This is a genomic window from Bradyrhizobium sp. C-145 (assembly GCF_023375135.1).
In the GTDB taxonomy this organism is placed as follows: Bacteria; Pseudomonadota; Alphaproteobacteria; order Rhizobiales; family Xanthobacteraceae; genus Bradyrhizobium; species Bradyrhizobium zhanjiangense.
Window position 1 is genome coordinate 1600183 of sequence record NZ_CP088150.1, and the last position, 20660, is coordinate 1620842.

At 61.9% G+C, this 20660-nt stretch carries 21 protein-coding genes and 3 pseudogenes; 17 read left to right on the plus strand and 7 right to left on the minus strand.

Features of this window, described 5'->3' with window-relative positions; translation table 11 throughout:
* Positions 1-47: 47 nt before the first annotated feature.
* The 4 genes and pseudogenes from LRP30_RS07575 to LRP30_RS07590 form a co-directional block, all read right to left on the minus strand.
* A pseudogene (locus tag LRP30_RS07575) lies at positions 48-353 on the minus strand (IS630 family transposase); the annotation flags it as partial.
* A 68-nt stretch (positions 354-421) separates the two neighbouring features.
* Positions 422-751 carry a helix-turn-helix domain-containing protein gene (locus tag LRP30_RS07580; protein ID WP_249759889.1) on the minus strand — a complete coding sequence of 110 codons (330 nt, stop codon included), beginning with the start codon at positions 749-751 and terminating at the stop codon, positions 422-424.
* Between the two features lie 36 nt (positions 752-787).
* Positions 788-1039, minus strand: coding sequence for a hypothetical protein (locus LRP30_RS07585; RefSeq protein WP_249759890.1), 252 nt, complete (start codon positions 1037-1039; stop codon positions 788-790).
* A gap of 284 nt (positions 1040-1323) precedes the next feature.
* Positions 1324-1614, minus strand: a complete 291-nt coding sequence (locus tag LRP30_RS07590) for a hypothetical protein (RefSeq protein ID WP_249759891.1) — start codon at positions 1612-1614, stop codon at positions 1324-1326.
* Between the two features lie 1354 nt (positions 1615-2968).
* Here LRP30_RS07590 and LRP30_RS07595 point away from each other — a divergent pair.
* The 14 genes from LRP30_RS07595 (at position 2969) to dhaK (ending at position 15212) form a co-directional block, all read left to right on the plus strand.
* The gene (locus LRP30_RS07595) at positions 2969-3520 is read left to right on the plus strand and encodes a hypothetical protein (protein WP_249759892.1); all 552 of its coding nucleotides are present in this window, start codon (positions 2969-2971) and stop codon (positions 3518-3520) included.
* Between the two features lie 681 nt (positions 3521-4201).
* Complete coding sequence (locus tag LRP30_RS07600) at positions 4202-4525, plus strand: hypothetical protein (protein WP_249759893.1); 324 nt, start codon at positions 4202-4204, stop codon at positions 4523-4525.
* A 592-nt stretch (positions 4526-5117) separates the two neighbouring features.
* A complete protein-coding gene (locus LRP30_RS07605; RefSeq protein WP_249759894.1) occupies positions 5118-6476 on the plus strand; it encodes an extracellular solute-binding protein in 1359 nt (452 codons plus the stop codon).
* A 68-nt stretch (positions 6477-6544) separates the two neighbouring features.
* Positions 6545-7519, plus strand: coding sequence for a sugar ABC transporter permease (locus LRP30_RS07610; protein WP_249759895.1), 975 nt, complete (start codon positions 6545-6547; stop codon positions 7517-7519).
* Complete coding sequence (locus LRP30_RS07615; protein ID WP_249759896.1) at positions 7516-8472, plus strand: carbohydrate ABC transporter permease; 957 nt, start codon at positions 7516-7518, stop codon at positions 8470-8472. Before LRP30_RS07610 ends, LRP30_RS07615 begins: the two co-directional genes overlap by 4 nt.
* Positions 8469-8669 (plus strand): hypothetical protein, encoded by a 201-nt coding sequence (locus LRP30_RS07620; RefSeq protein ID WP_249759897.1) that lies wholly within the window; start codon positions 8469-8471, stop codon positions 8667-8669. Before LRP30_RS07615 ends, LRP30_RS07620 begins: the two co-directional genes overlap by 4 nt.
* A gap of 10 nt (positions 8670-8679) precedes the next feature.
* Complete coding sequence (locus LRP30_RS07625; protein WP_249759898.1) at positions 8680-9777, plus strand: ABC transporter ATP-binding protein; 1098 nt, start codon at positions 8680-8682, stop codon at positions 9775-9777.
* Positions 9770-10795 carry an ABC transporter ATP-binding protein gene (locus LRP30_RS07630; protein WP_249759899.1) on the plus strand — a complete coding sequence of 342 codons (1026 nt, stop codon included), beginning with the start codon at positions 9770-9772 and terminating at the stop codon, positions 10793-10795. The genes LRP30_RS07625 and LRP30_RS07630 overlap by 8 nt, the downstream gene beginning before the upstream one ends.
* 14 nt (positions 10796-10809) lie before the next feature.
* Complete coding sequence (dhaL, locus tag LRP30_RS07635; RefSeq protein WP_249759900.1) at positions 10810-11433, plus strand: dihydroxyacetone kinase subunit DhaL; 624 nt, start codon at positions 10810-10812, stop codon at positions 11431-11433.
* Complete coding sequence (gene dhaM, locus LRP30_RS07640) at positions 11430-11822, plus strand: dihydroxyacetone kinase phosphoryl donor subunit DhaM (RefSeq protein WP_249759901.1); 393 nt, start codon at positions 11430-11432, stop codon at positions 11820-11822. Before dhaL ends, dhaM begins: the two co-directional genes overlap by 4 nt.
* Positions 11823-11853: 31 nt before the next feature.
* Complete coding sequence (locus tag LRP30_RS07645; protein WP_249759902.1) at positions 11854-12156, plus strand: HPr family phosphocarrier protein; 303 nt, start codon at positions 11854-11856, stop codon at positions 12154-12156.
* A 1-nt stretch (position 12157) separates the two neighbouring features.
* Positions 12158-13777, plus strand: a complete 1620-nt coding sequence (ptsP, locus tag LRP30_RS07650; protein WP_249759903.1) for a phosphoenolpyruvate--protein phosphotransferase — start codon at positions 12158-12160, stop codon at positions 13775-13777.
* Positions 13770-14192: a hypothetical protein gene (locus tag LRP30_RS07655; RefSeq protein ID WP_106327545.1), complete on the plus strand. Its 423-nt coding sequence runs from the start codon at positions 13770-13772 to the stop codon at positions 14190-14192. Before ptsP ends, LRP30_RS07655 begins: the two co-directional genes overlap by 8 nt.
* A gap of 36 nt (positions 14193-14228) precedes the next feature.
* Entirely contained in the window at positions 14229-15212 is a 984-nt protein-coding gene (gene dhaK, locus LRP30_RS07660) for a dihydroxyacetone kinase subunit DhaK (RefSeq protein WP_249759904.1), read from the plus strand.
* Between the two features lie 277 nt (positions 15213-15489).
* On the opposite strand, the gene LRP30_RS07665 is transcribed toward dhaK, so the two are convergent.
* Positions 15490-16143, minus strand: a complete 654-nt coding sequence (locus tag LRP30_RS07665; protein ID WP_249761721.1) for a hydrolase — start codon at positions 16141-16143, stop codon at positions 15490-15492.
* A gap of 153 nt (positions 16144-16296) precedes the next feature.
* Here LRP30_RS07665 and LRP30_RS07670 point away from each other — a divergent pair.
* Positions 16297-17171: pseudogene (locus LRP30_RS07670) on the plus strand (LysR family transcriptional regulator).
* Between the two features lie 548 nt (positions 17172-17719).
* Here LRP30_RS07670 and LRP30_RS07675 read toward each other — a convergent pair.
* Positions 17720-17878 carry a hypothetical protein gene (locus LRP30_RS07675; RefSeq protein ID WP_249759905.1) on the minus strand — a complete coding sequence of 53 codons (159 nt, stop codon included), beginning with the start codon at positions 17876-17878 and terminating at the stop codon, positions 17720-17722.
* A gap of 209 nt (positions 17879-18087) precedes the next feature.
* Here LRP30_RS07675 and LRP30_RS07680 point away from each other — a divergent pair.
* Together LRP30_RS07680 and LRP30_RS07685 are read left to right on the plus strand one after the other, a co-directional pair.
* Positions 18088-18737: pseudogene (locus LRP30_RS07680) on the plus strand (Ku protein); the annotation flags it as partial.
* Between the two features lie 141 nt (positions 18738-18878).
* Complete coding sequence (locus LRP30_RS07685) at positions 18879-20216, plus strand: adenylate/guanylate cyclase domain-containing protein (RefSeq protein WP_249759906.1); 1338 nt, start codon at positions 18879-18881, stop codon at positions 20214-20216.
* 65 nt (positions 20217-20281) lie between these two features.
* On the opposite strand, the gene LRP30_RS07690 is transcribed toward LRP30_RS07685, so the two are convergent.
* Positions 20282-20560, minus strand: a complete 279-nt coding sequence (locus tag LRP30_RS07690; protein ID WP_249759907.1) for a hypothetical protein — start codon at positions 20558-20560, stop codon at positions 20282-20284.
* Positions 20561-20660 lie beyond the last annotated feature (100 nt).

The following is a 20660-nucleotide window of genomic DNA, read 5'->3' on the forward strand; positions in this document are numbered from 1 at the left end:
GACGCGCCGCTCTCATCCTGATTGTCGCGCCATACGCCATTGATTGGGCTGATCCGATCGTGGCGCAGCGCCGCGATGAAGGTCATGGTCTTCCAATGGCCGAAAGGCGCAGACGCCTGGAGACGTTGCCCGCTCGGCCCCCAGCCTCGCAGCGGCGCCATGTTGGTTTTCATCCAGGTCTCGTCGATAAAGACCAGGCGCGAAGCGTCGATCCTGCCCTGATGGGTCTTCCAGCGCGCCCGTTTACGGGCGATATCGGGACGATCTTGTTCGGCCGGCAGGACCGTTTTTTTGAAGCTCAGCCCTTCGGCGTGAACGAACGTCCACACCGCCCGCACGTCTGTCTTGATCCCGTGCGCATTCCAGGGATGGTGATCAGCGTTTCCAGGCGATGGTGCTCATGGATTCCAGACGATGGTGATCACTTGCGGAGGCGAACACGACTGACGGATTTATGTGTGCTGGAAATGGTCTCCTGGTCAAGACGGGCGGGAGGGAGCTTCCGCAAAGTGAATGGGCCGGAGTGAATGCGTTTGCGCAGCCAGTCGGCATTGGTGCCGGACAGAACCGGCTTCTTGTGACCGCCGATCTTGCCGGGCGAAACGCCTCCGGTCTCCCGCCGCAGATTCTTCCACTTCGTCACACAGGAAGGGCCGATCTGAAGCGCTTCTGCGATCGAACGAACGGTCTCGCCCGCGTCAGCTCGCGCAAGAGCGCGTTCGCGAATGTCTTCCGAAAACGGTCGCGTCATCCATGCTGGCCTCCGCTTTCCAGCATGGAGCTTGAATCAGAAATCCTCCCCGCAGGGAATCCCGATTCCGGCAAAAAACAACATGCTCTCTAGGTGCTCGAGGACGCGCTTGATGAGATCAATGATCTGGTCGGCATTTTCCATATCCGGATCGCCTTGATCGAGTGCATCCATGGGTGATGGGATCCGGAACGCCGCCCCACATTCCGCGCAGATCAAGCTGACACCCTCATCTCCCGATTCGACAGAATCGAAGCGCTCCTCGAACAGGTCTGCGACGTTGGCCATGTGGGCTCCTTACATCGGATTCACTCAGGAAATAGCGCCAATCTTCACGCAGATTGCATGGGCAATCATGAATATCGGGAGTGCGAGAAGAAACCAGACAATGGCGTCCGAAACGCGATCTGGCGCAAACTCGCGGTTCGCATCTGTTTGACGGGCGTGAGGAACTACGGAAAATGCCTGACTGGGACGTGTGCGCCTAGCCGCGCGCCACAATAGCTGTTTGACAATCCCTTTCTGCTTTAGCGTCGTAGTTGCGCCTGATTTTTGGTCGGACATCAGTTTAGCTATCCATCTAAATCAACCAAATATACCGGTAGGCCAGCATCAGCAGATCGCGCTGCGGTCTGCTCTCGGTAACGCTTCTTTTCGTCGGAATTGGATAGTCGCACGCGCAGGGTTGCGAGTTCGTCGCAAAGAGGCTTGCCTCCCGAGCGAGCCGAACTGAGCTTGTCACGGATTCTCCGGTCAGCACAGATCGTCTCAGCTTCGGAATATTTGCGAGCAACGAAGGCGACGACTGGTTTGCGGTCGACCTCAATTGTAAAGACCGAGAGCGAAAGCTCATCCGCCATCATCGCGTGCCCACCCTTCCAAGCACTAGCCGTCGCTGGCCGGTGCCCTTTCTCGCACAAGCTCTGAAAGTAGGAGCTTGGCGACCATTTCCGGCGGCGACGTTCCCATCTGAGTTGCCTTGCTTCCGAACCTCGATTGAACATACACGATCGAGTTCTGGACGAAGTATGTCCCGTGATACCCTACACCGTAGAGTGTCACGGTCAGGGTTTTAACCACCGCAGGCCTGTCCATGTGGGGCCTTCGCTTTGCTTGAAATGGGTCATTGAAAAATTAGTCCAAATGAATGCATGATTCTCTTAGGTCTGCATACCCAGCGGCGACATAAAAAACGTCCGAAATAGCACGGCTCAAGCCGAGCGGTACCGCTAGGGAATCTCCTAGATCGTGCCAATCTTCACGCAATTGCGTGGGCGATCATGAACGCGGTGACCAGTGCTCAAGGGCCCGCCGGCAGTCCAGGCTTGGCCGGTTTTTCAATGGGAAATTTACGGGTGGTCCACCGGACGCGTTGGCGGGCGCTATTCCTTTACAGGCTTAGGTTCGACCACTAGCCTCAACGCATTAATAATTAGCCGGTATTGCAGAGCATGTGCGAGAATTGCGCGATCTTTGACAGGAAGATCGAAAGATTGAAAGAGCTCGTCCTTCAGCTTTCAGATTTTGACGAAGAGTTGGTCATACGGACAGTTTGGGAAATTACCAAAATGCGAGAGATGAAGAGCGACCTTCATCCGCGCGCTGACGCCGCTGATTAGGTCCTTTAGCGCCCTTCACTCAGAATCCGCGTCCCGTTCTTTAGTCACGTAAGGACCGCGAAGTACGTCTCGACGCCGTTTTACGTACATTCTCAAAACAAGAAGAAACCCTGAAACTAAAAACAGAACCGTAAGGATATCGAGGATCATTCCAAGCCCCGATGTGTTTTAGGCCGTTATCACTTCACACCCTTCGCCTTTAGCGCGGTCGCGACCAAGCGCCGAATTGCCTCTGCTCGCGACGGTTTGTCTTCCTGTTTTTGGCGCCATTTATCGACGGCCTCAAGGAAGTCTTCGGAGGCGCGCATTTGGAAGGGGCGATCTTGGATCTTCCCTGGAGGCCGGCCCATAAATGTATTGACCTTTACTCGTAAACGTCATTACATTTATAGCGAGCCGAGACGGCGCTTGCAACACCGCCCCGGCTCTGACCCACCACAACATGGAGCGACCCATGACACAGCAGGCTAAGACTGAGACTAGCACACCAGCCGTTTTGACGCGGCGCAGCTTTCTATCCCAGGCCGCTGGCGCAGCCGCCACTGGTGCTGCCCTGACACTGGCTACCGTTGCAGCCACGGAGTGCGCAGCGGCACCCATGGCCGCGGTGTCGCCCAGTGCTGATCCTATCTTCGCCCTCATCGCCCGCCACCGCGTCGAGGAACAAGCCTACGGAGATGCGCTCAAGCCTCGGGATGAACTTTACGAAATCCTCCCGGACGAATTCCGACGAGTGGGGCGCGTCCAATGGGGTATGTGCGCGCCCGGTAGGCCGAACTATTTATATTCGCACGAAGAGATCGATGATTGCCTTGTCGCCGGCAACCGAAATTCGCCCAAGATCAAGGCTCGCCTTCACGCCGAGCTCGATCGCGACAGGATTGAGATCTCGGCGAAACAGGAAGAAATCGGCCTGCGCGCCGCCGAGGATCGAGTCGAGAAGCTTTGCGACTCTTGCTACGAATTGGAATGGGCGCTTGCCAACACGATGCCGACTTCCATTGCCGGCGTCGCAGCCCTTCTTCGCTACGTCAACGAGGTCGAGGACCAGGGCGAGGAATGGCCTGACACGGACGCCATTGGCAGCGACGGCTGGCACTACCAACTGCGGCAGACCACGGCGCGAGCGCTTGAAATGCTGCTAAGTTAATCCGATCGCGCCGAGCCTGCCGACGCAAATGCCGGCGGGGCTTCGCGATGCGGGCAGCGAGTCGAGACGCTTCGTTAGTTCTTATTTGCCGTCCATCGTCAATGGTTCGGATTGTACCGAATCTGGCCGCTAAGAAATACCGGGGCACTGTTAGTAACTCGTACCAAAAGGGTTGAGAGCTCTGCTTGTGAGGCGCAAACCTATGGAGGTTCGCTCAGGTTGATTTGAGGGCGATATTACTTTCAGGCCATCGTGGAGTCTCAGGCAATGAACGAGTCAGAAATCGTCAAGATCTTGTTGGTTCGCCCCCCTCTGATGTGAAGGCGTGGCTCGAGCGAGAAGCGAAGCGCAATCTGAGTTCGCAATCGTCCGAGGTGGTTCGCTCCGTCCGGTCGAGAATGGAGTCCGAGGTGCGCTCACTGGCTTCGGCGAACTAAGGGGCTCTCATGATCTCACGCCGCGATATCTCAATTCCTCGGTTCGCCTACGTTGCGACGAGGCGGCGGCATCTGTGGGCGTGTCCCCGACGAAGTTCAGGGAATGGGAGGCGGACGGTCGCATGCCAAAGGGCAGGAAGATTGATGGCGTCGTTCTTTACGATACCCAGGAAGTGTTCGACGCATGGCCTCGGCTCCGCGATGGTGAGCTTCCGATTAAGAATCCGTTCGACGGTGTCACAGCATGATCAAGACGCGGCTAAAATATTGCGTGTTCGATCCCGACCGGCGCGGCAATCCGCGCTACTACGTTCGCAAGCCCGGGCATAAGAAAATTCGGATTCATCAGGCCTTCGAGGACGAAACTGGCCACGTCACGGCAGAGTTTATGAAGGCGTACTTCGAGGCTTTGGAAGGGCTGGAGCGCACCGGAAGCGGAAAAGTGTCTCACTTTCCGGGTCCGCATCGAACGGTGAGACAAATCGGAGAAAAAAGGTTGATAACTCAAAGCGCAAATAGTGCGCTGGTGGGCCCGGCAGGACTCGAACCTGCAACCAGACCGTTATGAGCGGCGGGATATCGATCAGCTTCGGTGATTGTGCTGCGTTTTCGTGTTCGAACGCGTTCGTTGCGTTGTGACGAGATCGTTCCTGGTGCGAAACTGGTGCGGTCCCCGGCAACGGCAGAAGGGCCGACGAGCAGGCTTCTCCCGCTCCCAATCATTTGTTGAACGTTCAGTAAAATCGGTTGCTAAACATGCCGGCCGCGGCTGACCGTCTGGTCCTTCTGTTATCCAGATGGGCCGAATTGCTTGCGTGGGACCAGTTCGGCAATCGTCCTCCCTAACAATCGCTATGTAGCGTGCTGCACTGCGAAGATCCCGCTTGCGCGTGCGAGCGTCGCAAATATTTCGCTAGGGTCGGGAGAAACCCGATTGACGGTGACAAAAATTTAGCAGTATGTTTAGTGTTATAGAAAAGATAAACATCGCGCATCGAGCCGATGTGTGGGAGGAGCCCAAGCCATCCGGACCCGTTTCCGGAAGCGCTCCGTCTCGCTCTCCATCATCGCTCATCAACTCGGTTTCAGGGTCTTGGCGTCGTCCCGGCAGGGCTGAACGCCGGCGAGTGAGGTGCTTCAACGATAGAGAGGAGACGGACATGCGAAGAATGAGATGGCTACGCGGTACGGCGGCATCTGTGGTTCTTGCGGCTGCAGCGCTTGGGGGTCTCGGTAGCGGCGAAGCCGCAGCCCAGGGTAAGCAGCTCACATTGTGCTGGGCGGCATGGGATCCGGCCAACGCGCTGGTCGAGCTCGGCAAGGACTTCACCAAGCAATCCGGCATCGAGATGAAATACGAGTTCGTCCCTTGGACGAGCTATGCGGATCGCTTCCTCAACGAGCTCAATTCCCACGGCAAGCTCTGCGATCTGATCATCGGTGACAGCCAGTGGATCGGCGGCGCCGCCGAGAACAAATGGTACGTCAAGCTCAACGACTTCTTCGCCAAGGAGAAGATCTCGATGGACGACTTCGTCCCGGCGACGGTCGTCGGCTATTCGCAGTGGCCGAAGAACTCGACGAACTATTGGGCGCTGCCGGCGATGGCCGATGCGGTGGGCTGGACCTATCGCAAGGATTGGTTTTCGCGGCCCGACATCCAGTCGGCGTTCAAGGCCAAGTACGACCGCGACCTGGCGCCGCCGAAGACCTATGACGAGTTGAAGCAGATCGCGGAGTTCTTCCAGGGCCGCGAAATCGACGGCAAAAAGGTCTACGGCGCCTACATCTTCACCGAGCGCGGCTCCGAAGGCATCACCATGGGCGTGACCAATGTCCTCTACAATTACGGCTTCAGCTACGACAATCCGAAGAAGCCGTACCAGATGCAGGGCGTCGTCAACTCGGCCGACGCGGCCAAGGGGCTCGAGTTCTACAAGGAACTCTACAAGTGCTGCACCGCGCCCGGCATGACCAACGCCTACATGCAGGAGGGGCTGGACGCCTTCAAGTCCGGCCAAGTCGCGATGCAGATGAACTGGTTCGCCTTCTTCCCCGGCCTCTACAAGGACCCAAATGTCGGCGGCGAGAAGATCGGCTTCTTTGTCAATCCGGCCGGTCCGAACGGGCACTTCACCCAGCTCGGCGGGCAGGGCATCTCTGTCGTCACGACCTCCGAGCACAGGGATGACGCGCTCGCCTACATCAAGTGGTTCGCGCAGCCTGCCGTGCAACAGCGCTGGTGGCAGCTTGGCGGCTACTCGGCCTTGAAGGCGGTGGTCGACGCGCCCGACTTCCCGAAGAGCGCGGCGTTCGCCCCGCAATTCCTGGAGTCGATGGGCATCGTCAAGGACTTCTGGGCCGAGCCGTCCTACGCACAGCTGCTACTCGACATGCAGAAGCGCGTGCATGATTACGTCGTGGCCGACAAGGGCACGGCGCAGCAGGCGCTCGATCTCCTGGTCAAGGACTGGACCAAGGTCTTCAAGGAGCAGGGCAAGCAGGTCGCCTCGCAGTAAATCAGGATCAGCGCTCAACTGAACTGGTTTCCCCGGGCGCGTCTCGGGGAAACCGTCCCAGCCAGCCGATGGACAAGATGACCACGATCTCTCAACCTGATGATGCCACGGTCGCCGGTAGGAGCGAGCCCGCGAGGTCGCAGACCACGCGACGCGTGCGCGGCCTATCGGACCGGGCCATTGCCTGGCTGTTCGTCGCGCCGACGATCGCGCTATTGCTGGCGATCAACATATTTCCGCTGGTGTGGATGATCCGACTGTCCTTTACCAGCCTCAATCTCAGCATGTCCTACCTGCCGCTGCGGTTTGTCGGCCTGGACAATTTCACCGATATCCTCGGCGACGAGGACGTCTGGTTCCGGCTGCAGACCACCGCGCAGTTCGTGATCTGGTCGGTCACGTTTCAGGTGATCATCGGATTTGGCCTGGCGCTCCTGATCAATCGCCAGTTCCGCGGTCACAGCTTCTGGACCACGATCATCCTGTTGCCGATGATGCTGTCGCCGGCGGTGGTCGGCAATTTCTGGACCCTGCTGCTGCAGCCGCAGATCGGACCGTTCAACTCTCTGATCAGCCTGTTCACGGGCGTGCCGCCGAGCGCGTTCAGCATGACCGGTCAGGTGTCGCTCGCACCATGGACCATCGTGCTGGTCGACACCTGGATGTGGGCGCCCTACGTCATGCTGATCTGCCTCGCCGGGCTGCGCTCCATTCCCGACTACATCTACGAGGCCGCCGAAGTCGATCGCGCCTCGGCCTGGCGGCAGTTCTGGTCGATCACGCTGCCAATGACGGTGCCGTTCCTGATGCTGGCGGTGCTTTTCCGCGCGATCGAGAACTTCAAGATGTTCGACATGGTCAACCTCCTGACGTCAGGCGGACCGGGGTCGACGACCGAGCTGGTGTCGATCACGTTGAAGCGCGCGGCGTTCGAGAAATGGCGCACCGGCTATTCCAGCGCGCTCGCCATCATCCTGTTCGTCACCGTGTTCGGTGCCGCCAACATCTACGTCAAAGCGCTCAACAAGGTGAAACAACGATGACCGTCGCCACATCCACCGCGCATTCCATCGTCGAGGCCTCGCCCCGCTCGAAGGCCGTGGCCAGCGGCCTCGTCATCCTCTACGCCGTGATCACGATCCTGCCGCTGCTCTGGATCGTCGCCACCGCGTTCAAGTCGCAGAGCGATGCCATCGCCTATCCGCCCAAGGTGATCTTCGAGCCGACGCTGGAGGGCTATGTCAACCTGTTCACGGTGCGCACGCGCCAGACGCCGGACTTCATCGCCAAGCTGCCGCCGCCGCAGACCTGGTACGACAAGCTGGTGCGCCAGCGCGACATGGTGATTGCCGGACCGTCGAAGGTCGTACCGCGCTTCGTCAACTCGCTGATCATCGGCTTCGGCTCGACGTTCCTTGCCGTCTTCCTCGGCACGCTTGCGGCCTACGCCTTCTCGCGCTTCCGCATTCCCCTAGCCGACGATCTGCTGTTCTTCATCCTCTCGACGCGCATGATGCCGCCGGTTGCGGTCGCGATCCCGATCTATCTGATGTACCGGCAGCTCAATCTCACCGATACCAGACTCGGCATGATCCTGCTGTACACCGCCGTGAACGTCTCGCTCGCGGTGTGGCTGCTCAAGGGGTTCATCGACGAGATTCCGCGCGAATACGAGGAGGCCGCGCTGGTCGACGGCTACACGCGGCTGCAGGCGCTGCGCAAGGTGGTGTTGCCGCAGGCGGTCACGGGAATTGCGGCCACGGCAATCTTCTGCCTGATCTTCTCGTGGAATGAATATGCCTTCGCGGTTCTCCTGACGAGCGGCGAGGCGCAGACCATGCCGCCCTTCATCCCCTTCATCATCGGCGAGGGCGGACAGGACTGGCCGGCGGTTGCCGCCGCGACCACGCTGTTCGTCGTGCCGATCGTCCTGTTCACCGTGCTGCTCCGCAAGCATCTGCTGCGCGGCATCACCTTCGGAGCTGTGCGCAAATGAGCGATTCTGCGGTTGCAAAAAGTGGAGTGTCCCGCTGGTTCCGTCGCGGACCCTGGGAGGCGGTCACGATGACCCTGATCGGGGGCGGCATCATCATGCTGGTGCAGCCGCTGTCGATGGACCTCTACAGCTATTCCTTCGTGACGATCCTCGCCGGCACGGTCGGCTACGTCATCGTCAGCCACTTCCCGGAGTAGGGCGGTCAACATGGCACAGATCCGCGTCGAGAACCTGCGCAAGTCGTTCGATCAGTTCACCGCCGTGCACGGCTCGACCTTCACGATCGATGACGGCGCTTTCTTTGCGATGCTCGGCCCCTCCGGCTGCGGCAAGACCACTACGCTGCGCATGATTGCGGGCCTCGAGCTGCCCACCGAGGGCAAGATCTTGCTCGATGGCGAGGACGTGACGTTCCACCGCGCCGCTGCCCGCGATATCGCTTTCGTGTTCCAGCTGTTCGCGCTCTATCCGCATATGAACGTCGCGGAGAACATCGCGTTTCCCCTGAAGTGCCAAGGCATGGCGAAGCGCGAGATATCCGAACGGGTGCAGGAGACCGCGCGGCTGCTGCGGATCGAGCATCTGCTGTCGAGCAAGACGTCGAAGCTTTCAGGCGGCGACCGCCAGCGCGTCGCGCTTGGGCGCGCCATGGTGAGGCGGCCGAAGGCCTTTCTGATGGACGAGCCGCTTGGTGCGCTCGATGCGGAGTTTCGCCATCTGATGTGCAGCGAGCTTCGCGACCTGCATGACCGCATCGGCGCCACCACGATCTACGTGACGCATGACCAGCTCGAGGCGATGTCGATGGCCGATCAGATCGCCGTCATGAACAAGGGACGCGTCGAGCAGATCGGCTCGCCCCAGCAAATCTATGACCGGCCGGCGAGCATGTTTGTCGCCGACTTCATCGGCTCGCCGTCCATGAACTTCCTTCGCTTCGAGGGCGGCCTGAGGACCGGCGATCGGGCCATTGTCTTCCATGACGCGAGCCTCGCGGTGCCGGAGATCCGCCGGGATTGCGCGCCCGCGCCGCTGGCGCTCGGGGTCCGTCCGGAGCATATCCGCTTCACCGACGGGGCCACCGTCCGCGGCGAGGTGTTCGGCGCGGAATATCTCGGCACCACGCAGATCGTCACCGTCGATACGGCGCACGGCCGCGTCGCCGCGCGGCTGCCGTCCAGCGCCATGGTGCGGATCGGCGAGACGGTGGGGCTCGAATTCCGTTCGGAGAGGCTCGTGCTGTTCGACGTCGGCTCAGGCCTTGCGATACCGACCGCCAATGAGGGGAGCGTGCGCCATGGCTGACGTCGCCCTACGCAACATCTCCAAGCGGTTCGGCGCGGTGGAGGCAGTGCGTGAGCTCTCGCTGACGGTTGATGACGGCGAGTTCCTGGTCCTGCTCGGGCCGAGCGGCGCCGGCAAGACCACGACATTGCGGCTGATCACCGGGCTGGAGACGCCGGACGCCGGCTCAGTCATGATCGACGGGCGCGATGTGACCGGTGACCCGCCCGGTTCGCGCGACATCGCGTTCGTCTTCCAGCAATATTCGTTGTATCCGCACCTGACGGTCTACGACAATCTGGCTTTCCCGCTGCGCTCGCCCGCGCGGCGCGTGCCCGAGCCCGTCATCCGCAAGCGCGTCCAGCAGACGGCGGAGCTGCTGCATATCGCGAGCAAGCTGAACAACCGTGCGACCCGCCTGTCCGGCGGCGAGATGCAGCGGGTCGCGATCGGCCGCGCGCTGGTGCGCGATCCCTTGATCTATCTGATGGACGAGCCGCTGTCGTCGCTGGACGCCAAGCTCCGCTCCGAGCTTCGTCTCGAGCTCAAGCGGATCCAGCTCGTGCTCGGCGCCACCATTCTCTACGTGACCCACGACCAGGTCGAGGCCATGACCATGGCGTCCCGGATCGGCGTGATCAAGGATGGCCGGCTGCTTCAGTGCGGGACGCCACGGGAGATTTACGAAAACCCGTCCTCGCGCTATGTCGCCTCGCGCCTCGGCACGCCCCAGATCAATTTCCTGCCGGCCCGGCTGCTGCCCGATGTCACAGTGCCGCCCGGAACGGAGACGGTCGGAATCCGCACCGAGCACCTGCGGATCGGTGCGCGCGATGGCGGGGCGATGGTCGGCCGGGTGCACCGGGTCGAGCACCTCGGCGAGCAGAATCATGTTCATCTGGACTATAAGGGTGAGACACTGGTGACGCTTGCGGATCCGCATCAGCCGCTGCAGGCCGGTCAGGAGGTCGAATTGCAGCTGATGCATCCGCTCTGCTTCGATCGCGCAGGGCAACGCGTTCCAGCGCCGGCCCATTGAGAGGATTTTTCGCGATGTCGATGCAAGCCGAGACATTCAAGTCGCTGGTCAAGGTGGCCGCCGAGCAGGTCATCGCCAGCGCGCCGGAGCTGACGAGCCTCGATCAGGCGATCGGCGACGGCGACCACGGATTCAACATGAAGCGCGGCTTTGAGGCCGTGCTGGGCAAACTGGATGCGATCTCGGCGCAGCCGCTGGACGAAGCGTTCAAGACGATCGGCAAGACGCTGGTGATGACGGTCGGCGGCGCCTCCGGGCCGCTCTACGGCAGCTTCTTTCTGGCTGCCGGCGAAGCGCTCTCGCACGACAGGCATCTCCCCGAGGATCTCGCCGATGTCTTCGGCAGTGGCGTCAACGCAGTCAGTGCGCGCGGCCGTTCGCAGACTGGCGAGAAGACCATGCTCGACGTACTCGTTCCGGTGCTGGAGACGCTCAAGGCTGCCGCCGGCCAGCCGGATCTGATCGAACGAGTCAGAACCACAGCAGCCGAAGCGGTCGAGCGGACCGCGCCGATGCAGGCTACGAAGGGGCGGGCCTCGTTCCTCGGCGCGCGCAGCGTCGGGCATGTCGATCCCGGCGCCCGTTCGAGCTGCGTTCTCGTGCAGGCGATCTGCGCGAGCCTGGAGGGAAAGCAATGAGCGAAACCGTGGGAATTGTCATCGTCTCGCATTCGAGGGACATCGCCAAGGGGACTGCCGACATGGTGCGGCAGATGGTCGGCAGCGAGGTCAAGGTCGCCTTCTGCGGCGGCAATCCCGACGGCGGGCTCGGCACCAGCGTTCCCTCGATCATCGATGCCATCAACGATGCCTGGTCCGCCAAGGGCGTTGCGATCCTGGTCGATCTCGGCGGAGCCGAGACGAACAGTGAGATGGCGGTGGAAATGCTGGAGCCTGCGCGGCGGGATCACGTTGTCGTATGCAACGCGCCCATCGTCGAGGGCGCCGTGATGGCCGCGACCGAGTCGGCAGGCGGCAGCACGTTGGCCCAGGTGCAAGCCGTGGCCGAGGAACTCTCTGCCGACTGAGACGTCGGCGTAGCGATGATGGAATATGACGATGTTGGACAAAGCGGACGGACAAATCTTCAGCGGTAATGTGCAGCTGGTGCACGCGGTGGGCATGCATGCGCGCCCCGCGGTCAAGCTGACCAAGCTCGCCAAGAAGTTTCAGGCCCAGATCTCCGTCCGGGTCGAAGGCGCCGCCGAGTGGATCAATGCCAAGAGCGTCGCCAAGATCATGGCGATGCGCGCGGCGCACGGCAGCACGATCGAGATCAAGGCCTCAGGCAGTGACGCAGAGGCTGCTGTCGCGGCGCTGATCGAGCTGATCGAAACCGATTTCCCCGACGAGGTGTCGTAAGATGCAGGGCGGCGCTGCAGCACTGACCTACCGCGGCAGGACCGCCTCGATCGGCTTTGCCCATGGTCCGTTCGTCCGTGTTGATGCGGAGACGAGCGGCGATCGGATTGCGGGTTCGCTGGTCGAGGAAGCGCTCGCGCTTCGCAAGGCGATCGACACGGCGAGCGGGCAGATTGCCGAGCTTGCCGCGATTGCTGGCGGTGAGGCAGCGCAGATTCTCGAATTCCAGGTCGCGTTGCTCGAAGATGAGGATTTCATCGAAGAGATACTTGCCGCGATCAGCGAGGGGGACGCTGCCGACGTCGCGTGGCGTTCGACGCTCGATACGCAGATCGCGGACTACAATTCCGCCGAGGACGAATATCTGAAGGCGCGCTCCTCCGATCTGGCCGATCTGCGCGATCGTGTGATGACGATCCTGCGGGGCGGTGGCGCTCAGGCTCTGGCGATCCCGAGCGGAGCCGTGGTCTGTGCCGACGACCTGCCCCCGTCGCGATTCCTGGAGATCGACTGGTCCGGCGGCGGCGGTCTGGCGCTGCTGCGCGGCAGTCCGACCAGCCATGTCGCGATGCTGGCGCGCGCACGCGGCATTCCCATGGTGGTGCAACTCGGCGCCGTCCCTGAACTCGGAGCCACCGCGCTGCTCGACGGCGAAGGCGCCACGCTCGAACTCGATCCGAATGCCGAGCAGCTCCGCCTGTTCGAGAAGCGGCGCGATATCCATCGCAAGAGCAGGGCGTCGGCCCGCGCGATCCTGCGACGGCCGACTGCGTTGTGGCGTGGCGAGCGGATCAAGCTGCTCATCAATATCCAGCATGTCGACGATCTCGCGCATGCCGACGCGCAATATGCCGACGGCATCGGGCTGATGCGCACCGAGTTTCTGCTCACCGGGCGGGGCGGCCTGCCCGACGAGGAGGCCCAGTTCGCAGCCTATGATGCGGTGTTGCGTTGGGCCGGACAGCGCCCGGTCACCATTCGGACCTTCGATGCCGGCGGCGACAAGCCGGTGCCGGGATTTACGATCGACGGCGAAGCCAATCCCTTCCTCGGCGTTCGCGGCTTGCGTCTGTGCCTGGCGAGGCCCGCGATTTTCACCGTCCAGCTCCACGCGCTGGCGCGTGCGGCCGTGCGTGGCAACCTCAAGGTCATGTTTCCGATGGTCACGTCGGCCGACGAGCTCGAGGCGGGACGGAAGCTGTTCGCTGACACCGTGCAGCGCTTGCAGGCCGAGGGCATTGCCGCGATGCTTCCCGAGCTGGGAATCATGGTTGAGGTCCCGGCGGCGGCTCTGGCGGTCAACAGCTTCAAGGCCGCCTTCTTCTCAATCGGCTCGAACGATCTCGCGCAATATGTCCTGGCCTGCGATCGTTCCAATGGAGCTCTTGCCCCCTTGATGGATCCCCTGCACCCGGCGGTGCTCGAACTGATCGCGCGGACCGCGGAGCACGGCCGGCGCGCCGGCATCAGCGTCAGCCTGTGCGGCGACATAGCGAGCGACCCGCGCTGCCTGCCCGCGCTGTTGAACTGCGGCCTGCGCGAGTTGTCCGTGACCACGTCGGCGCTGGCGCAGATCAAGCAGACCATCAACCGCCTGAGCAGCGGAGGCAACCTTGGCTGATACGGCAACCGACGAACCAGCCGAAGCCGGCGCGGTTGCGGTCTACAAGCGCATCTTCAAGGAGGTGCTGGAGAGCCGCCCGTCGGGCATGCGGCTTCGCCTCGCGCACGCCATGGGCAAGAACCGCAGCTTCGTCAGCCAGATCAGCAATCCGGCCTACCCGGTGCCGATCCCCGTGCAGCATCTCAACACGATCTTCGACGTCTGCCACTTTCCGCCGCAGGCCAAGGCCGCCTTCCTGCGCGCCTATGCGCGCGCGCATCCGCGCCGGATCGGCCGGCTGACCGAAGGTTCGCATGAGCGGACCTTGACGCTGCATCTGCCCGATCTCGGCAGCGCGAAGCGGAATGCCGAGCTGGACGCGCTGCTCCAGGAGTTCGCACGGCGCCTCGTCGCGATCATGCGGGAAAAATAGCCGCGGGACGCAAAGAGACGGAGAGGGGAGGAGACAATGAAAAAATTCATCAATTCGGTCGATAGCGTGCTCGCAGAAAGCCTCGATGGGTTCGCGGCCGCGCATGCCGATCTCGTCGCGCTCGGCGCGGAGCGGAAATTCGTGCGGCGCCGCGAGCTGAACGCGCGGAAGGTCGCGCTGGTGTCGGGCGGCGGCAGCGGGCACGAGCCGCTGCATGCCGGCTTCGTCGGCTACGGCATGCTGGATGCGGCCTGTCCGGGCCAGGTGTTCACCTCGCCGACGCCGGACCAGATCGTCGAGGCCGCGCAGGCCGTCGCAGGCGATGCCGGCATACTCTTCATCGTGAAGAACTATGCGGGCGACCGCATGAATTTCGAGATGGCGGCGGAGATCGCCGAGGGCCGCATCGCCACCATCGTGACGGATGATGACGTCGCGGTCGAGAACTCCACCCACAGCATCGGGCGCCGCGGCGTCGCCGGGACGCTGATCGTCGAGAAGATCGTCGGCGCCGCCGCCGAGAAGGGCCTCAACCTCGAAGGCTGCGTCGCGCTCGGCGAGCGCGTCAATGCGCGGACCCGCTCGATGGGCGTGGCGCTGACGAGTTGCACGGTCCCGGCCGCGGGCACGCCGACCTTTTCGCTTGGCGAGGACGAGATGGAGATGGGGGTCGGTATTCACGGCGAACCGGGACGTCGGCGCGTCAAGCTGGAGCGTGCCGACGCGATCGCGGACGAGTTGACCACTGCCATCGTGCAGGATCTCGACGCGCACTACGGGGCCGAGGCCCTCCTGTTCGTTAACGGCTTCGGCGGGACGCCGACGATCGAGCTCTATCTGATGTACAACGCAGCGCGCCGGGTGCTGGAAAAGAGCGGCTTGCGCATCGCCCGCTCCTTGGTCGGCAGCTTCGTCACCTCGCTGGACATGGCCGGGTGCTCGCTCACAGTGAGCCTCCTCGATACCGAGACCACAGCGCTCTGGGATCATCCCGTGCGCACGGCCGCATTGAAATGGTGACCGCTGCGACGGGCGGCGGCTGATTCTCAGATCGCGCCCCGGCCGACGATTGGCCGGGGTCTCACCCATGTACCGGAAGGCTGCCGGTTCAACCTCCCTGAAACTTGCCGTGTCCTTCGGGCACGGCATCTTTTTGCGTGGTGCAGACAGGATCTCCAGCGATCGATGTTTGCGAGTGCCTCATCAAGGTGTTCATGCGGACCAGATTCCGCGGGGCTCCGTTTGGCAGGGTTCGTTGCCCAGCAACGGTTCGAGGATCCTCATCACCCCGTTCAGCTCAGCCCGCGCTCTTCGGTACCGGTGTGTTGAGCAACTGCTGCTCCCACAGGAACGCGATGCCGCTCCCGCCGGCATGCTGCAGGATCACCTCCGTCAGCTTGACGGCTTGGTCGGCCCTGGCCCAGTCGCGTTGCCATTCGGCCGCCACTGCCAACCAAGTCATCATGTTGGCGCCGGCGGTAATCATGCGCTGGATGGCGACCTCGTGGGCCTCGACCGAGACGGCACCGGACGCATCTGTAACCACAGTGACGTCCCAGCCTTCGCCGAGGGCCTGGATCGTCGGCATCGCGACGCATATCTCGGTCCACAGACCGGCGATGATCAGCTGCTTGCGGCCCGTGGCCTTGACCGCGTCCACTACCTTCTTGTCCTGCCAGGTGTTGATGAACGTCCGGTCGATTACCTCCTGTCCGGGGAACACTTCGGTGATCTGGGGGAAGAGGAGGCCACCACGCTCGGCAATCACGCTCGTTAGGATCGTGGGGACACCGAAAGCCTTTACTGCTTTCGCGAGAGCTGCCGTGTTGTTGATCACCATCTGCGGTTCGTGGCTGTTCACGTTCGCAAGCTGGTAGGGCTGGTGGTCGATCAGAACGAGCACTGAGTCTTCGGGACGCAGAAGCGAAGCAAGGCCGTTACGAAGTTTCATCATGACATCCTTTGTTGCCATTGAATGCGGCATCGGTTTTTGAGGAGACGCTCGCCAGACGCGGCGTCACCTGCAGGGCTTATTGCCGTTCCCGCGTTGGATGCGGTAGTACCGTTTCGTGGCAAGCTGTGTCGCGAAATGAGGTACGCCAAAGTGGACATCGAAGAGCTACGGACATTCGTAGAAGTTGCCGATGCTGGCGGAGTTTCGCCTGCTGCGCTTCGGCTCGGCGTTGCCAAGTCAATCGTCAGTCGACGGCTCTTGCGGCTTGAATCGGAACTTGGTGTCCAGCTTCTTGCACGAACCACCCGCGGCGCCGCTCTAACGGAAGCTGGGGCGACGTTCAGAGACTATGCTGCGAGGGTCTGCACCGAAATCGACGTGGCCAAAGAGACGATCCTGCCTGCCGGCGAGCTTCGTGGGCGCTTGCGAGTTGCTGTGCCGCTGTCCTTCGGCTCGAACTACTTCGCCCCCATGATGGCGGAAATGGCGCGACGACACCCCCAGCTCCAAATCCACACCTGCTACAGCGACCAATTCGTTGATCTCATCGCAGAAGGTTATGACTGCGCGATTCGAATTGGCCATCTTCAAGACTCAAATTTGATCGCCAAGCGCGTCGGACCGATCTACGGCAAGTTCGTTGCGAGTCCTGGCTACGTCAAAGAGCACGGGTCGCCTGAGACACCCGAGGAACTCATCGCCCATCAAGCTCTGATGCAGGGCACCGAAGCTTGGCAGCTCATGGATGGCGACAAGATCATCACGGTTCGTCCACAGGGTCGCTTCAAGGCCGACAACGGCACAGCTCTGGTGGCCGCCGCAGCAGCAGGGCTCGGGATTGCCTACCTCCCCGACTTCCTCACTGATGAATTGTTGGCATCGGGGGCGCTTGTTTCAGTCATGACCCGTCATCCCGGCCATGCTTTGCGGGTGCCTATGTCATCCGACCGCCGGGCCAGCATCCCGCGCGGAAGATCCGAGTCCTCACGGAATTGCTGATCGAGCATTGCGATCGGGTCAAGTGATTGATCCGCTGGTGGGCCCGGCAGGACTCGAAGCTGCAACCAGACCGTTATGAGCGGTAGACCATCGATCGGCTTCGTTGGTTTTGCTACTTTTCCTTTGAATTTGGACACGTTCGTCCCGGTTCGTTCATGTCGTTTCTGGTGCGAAACTGGTGCGGTCAATGAATTTTAGGTAGGTAGGCTTCATGCCGCTCCTGAGCAAATTAGGGGCTAAAGTCTGTTCCATGATGGATAGGACCGGGATATCTCAAAAAGCCAAGTAGCATCAGCATTTAAGCCGCACCTCAATCGATCATGTCGTACCAAATGTAGTACTGTCGCTGCTTCGGAGCTCGACGAGCAAGCGTTGTCGTGCCCCGGCGTCTGTCGTGCGGCTACAGCGTAGCGCGGCGTAGCTGCGCGCGGCTACAGGTGATATGCGCCCGTGTCGCGTGCAACGTTCTGCAGGGATTATTCTGCTCGGAGGTTTAGCCTGCGCCTGGGCGAAGGCGCAGCGACTTTCAAGCAACTCGCCTGAAGGCACCAAAAAAAGAGAGGCGGTGCGCCACCTAGGTCGTTAGGACTGCCATTTCTTTTCTGGCGGCCTCGACTGTCGCATCAAGGTATTTGGCTAGATCCAGAAGGTGGATGCCTTCGTCGATCGGCTGGAACCGCAGGACGGCGGATGAATCCGTTTGATGTGCCGCGATCGCACGATCGAAGCGCACACTGTTGTCCTCGCCGCCGGCCGGAGCGCGGCTACCACATCGAATTCGCGATGGATACCTGTCCGATCAAGAGGCCGGTCAGCCCCGGTCGATCTGGGCTTCTATGTCACGCCCATGGCCGGCCGTCTTGCGGGTCGCGGGAACGGGCGAACTCGGCGGCCTGTCCGCGCCGCTCAATCCAAAGCAAATTGCCCTTCTGGAGCGAGGCGTCGGGCGAGGAAGTGTCCAACGAGGACATCGTGAAGGGTACGCGCTCGACAAGGAGACCTTCATCGAAGTGTCGAAGGAGGAGCTTGAGAACGTCGCGCTAGAATCCACGCGCACCATCGAGATCGACGATTTCGTCGACAAGGCCGAGATCGACCCGCGCTACCTGATCCGCCCCTACTACATCCGGCCGGACGGCAAGGTCGGCCACGACGCCTTCGCGGTGATCCGCGAGACCATCCGCGAGATGGACAAGGTGGCGATCGGCCGCGTGGTGCTGACCAACCGCGAACACATCATCGGGCTGGAGCCGATGGGCAAGGGTCTCGTCGGCACGCTGCTGCGCTACCCCTACGAAGTCCGCAGCGAGCAGGAGTATTTCGACGAGATCCAGGACGTCAAAGTCACCAAGGACATGCTCGATCTCGCCAAGCACATCGTGAACCAGAAGGCGGGCCAGTTCGATCCGGAGAAGTTCGAAGACCACTACGAAACCGCACTGATCGACCTCATCAACCAGAAGCCCGCCAAGAAGCCGCGCAAGGTTGCGGCCGGCCAGAAGGAGATGCTGATGCCGATCGCTGGCAAGAAGCCGGCGAAGGAGGCGGCAGCGAAGAAACCGGCGGCCAAGTCGCAGCGGAAGTCGGCTTAGCCTCGGCAATCGAATTCATCTCGTCGGGTCGTTTCGGCCGTTTCACCCCAGGTGTCTGTCTCCCCCGTGTCTCCCCCAGGTTGATCTCGTTCCTCATTTGACCAATACTCCATCCAACCCAGGTAGGTAGCGGGGCTGGCCATGGTCGAAGTAGCATTGCCTGAGACGCAATATGCGCAGAGCGGCGATTTCAACATCGCCTACCAAGTGATGGGCAGCGGCCCGATCGATATCATCCTGGTCCCCGGCATCATCTCGCATATCGATTATCTGCATGAGCTGCCGGGCTACACGCAATTCCTCCGCCGGATGGCCAAGTTCTCGAGGGTCGTTACCTTCGACAAGAGAGGGCAAGGCCTGTCCGACAGGCTGGCGGATGTGCCTTCGCTCGAGGAGCGCATCGACGACGTCCGCGCGGTCATGGACGCCATCGGATCCCGGCGTGCCGCGCTGGTCGGATTTTCCGAAGGCGCTTCCATGAGCGCTCTGTTCGCAACAACCTACCCTGACCGCGTATCCCACCTAGTCCTCTTCGGCGGCCTTGCTCGCATCGCGGATCTGTTTCCGCCGAACCTGACACCAGCCGCCGCCGAAGAGCGGCTGGCGAACCTGGTGAAACGTTGGGGCAGTGGAAGCTTTCTGGCGAACGTCTTCGCGAGCGAGGCGTCAAATGCGGAGGCGGTCGCGCGCATTGCGAAGTTCGAAAAGTTGGCGAGCAGTCCGGGCGCCATCAAGTCCTACATCATTTCGAATCGCCGGATTGACGTGAATGGCATTCTTCCGTGTGTCCGCGCCCCGACCCTGGTGTTGCACCGGGCGACCGATGCGCAAGTGCCTGTCGCGCTGGGGCGGAAGATGGCGGCGGAAATCCCCGGCGCGAAGTACATCGAATATCCGTCGGGGGATCACGCATTCTGGACCGGCGACACCGAGACGTTGGTCGGCGACATCGAGGAGTTCGTGACGGGCCATCGCGATGCGGGAGACGCCGATCTGGAGCGGATACTCGCCACGGTCATGTTCACGGACATCGTCGACTCGACGCGGCAGGCTGCCGCGATCGGCGACCAGCGATGGCGGAGCCGCCTGGATCAGCACGACGCGCTCGCGCGTCAGTTCATCGAGCGGCATCGCGGCAATCTGGTGAAGACTACCGGCGACGGCGTTCTTGCCACCTTCGACGGACCGGGCCGCGCGATCCGCTGCGCCATCTCGTTCAGCAGCGCTGCGCGCCAGATCGGCCTGCCTGTGCGGGCCGGCCTGCATACCGGCGAGATCGAGATGCGGGGCAGCGACATCGGCGGCATCGCGGTCCACGCGGCGGCCCGCGTCATGTCGCAATCCGGGCCTGACGAGGTCCTGGTTTCGCGCGTGGTGACCGACCTCGTCGCGGGCGCGGGACTGCGTTTCAGCGAACGCGGTTCGTACGAGCTGAAGGGGCTGCCGGGGAAATGGGACCTGTTCGCGGCCAGCGGTTAGCTCTCGGTGCAGCCGGGAGTTCGGGTGATTGCCCGCGTCGAACGGAGCAGCCGCCGCCTGTCATCCTACGTCGCCATAGGCTCCGGCGGGCATTCCGGACAGGTGTCGCCGATCGAGTTCATGACATCGCGAACCTCGGCGGCGGCCTCGTCCGGAGAAACGCCCGACGGCGGATCGCGGCGGGCGATGACCAAGGCATGCTCGCGGGCGTCCGGGTCGGCTCGGTCCTGCATCCAGCCGTGCGCCTCGCACTCGCGGATGGCGCTGGCTTCCTGCAGGATGGAGATCACCCAGCCGCGCAGCGTCCGGATCGCCGGTCGCCTCGTCTTCATCGTCTTTAGCATAGAGAACGCCCCTGTCGGGCGAATCCTTGCGTCCGTCAATTCGTTCCGGCCTGCTAACACAGGAGAGGGATTCGGAATTGTGCTGACAGCCGCTTTTCCA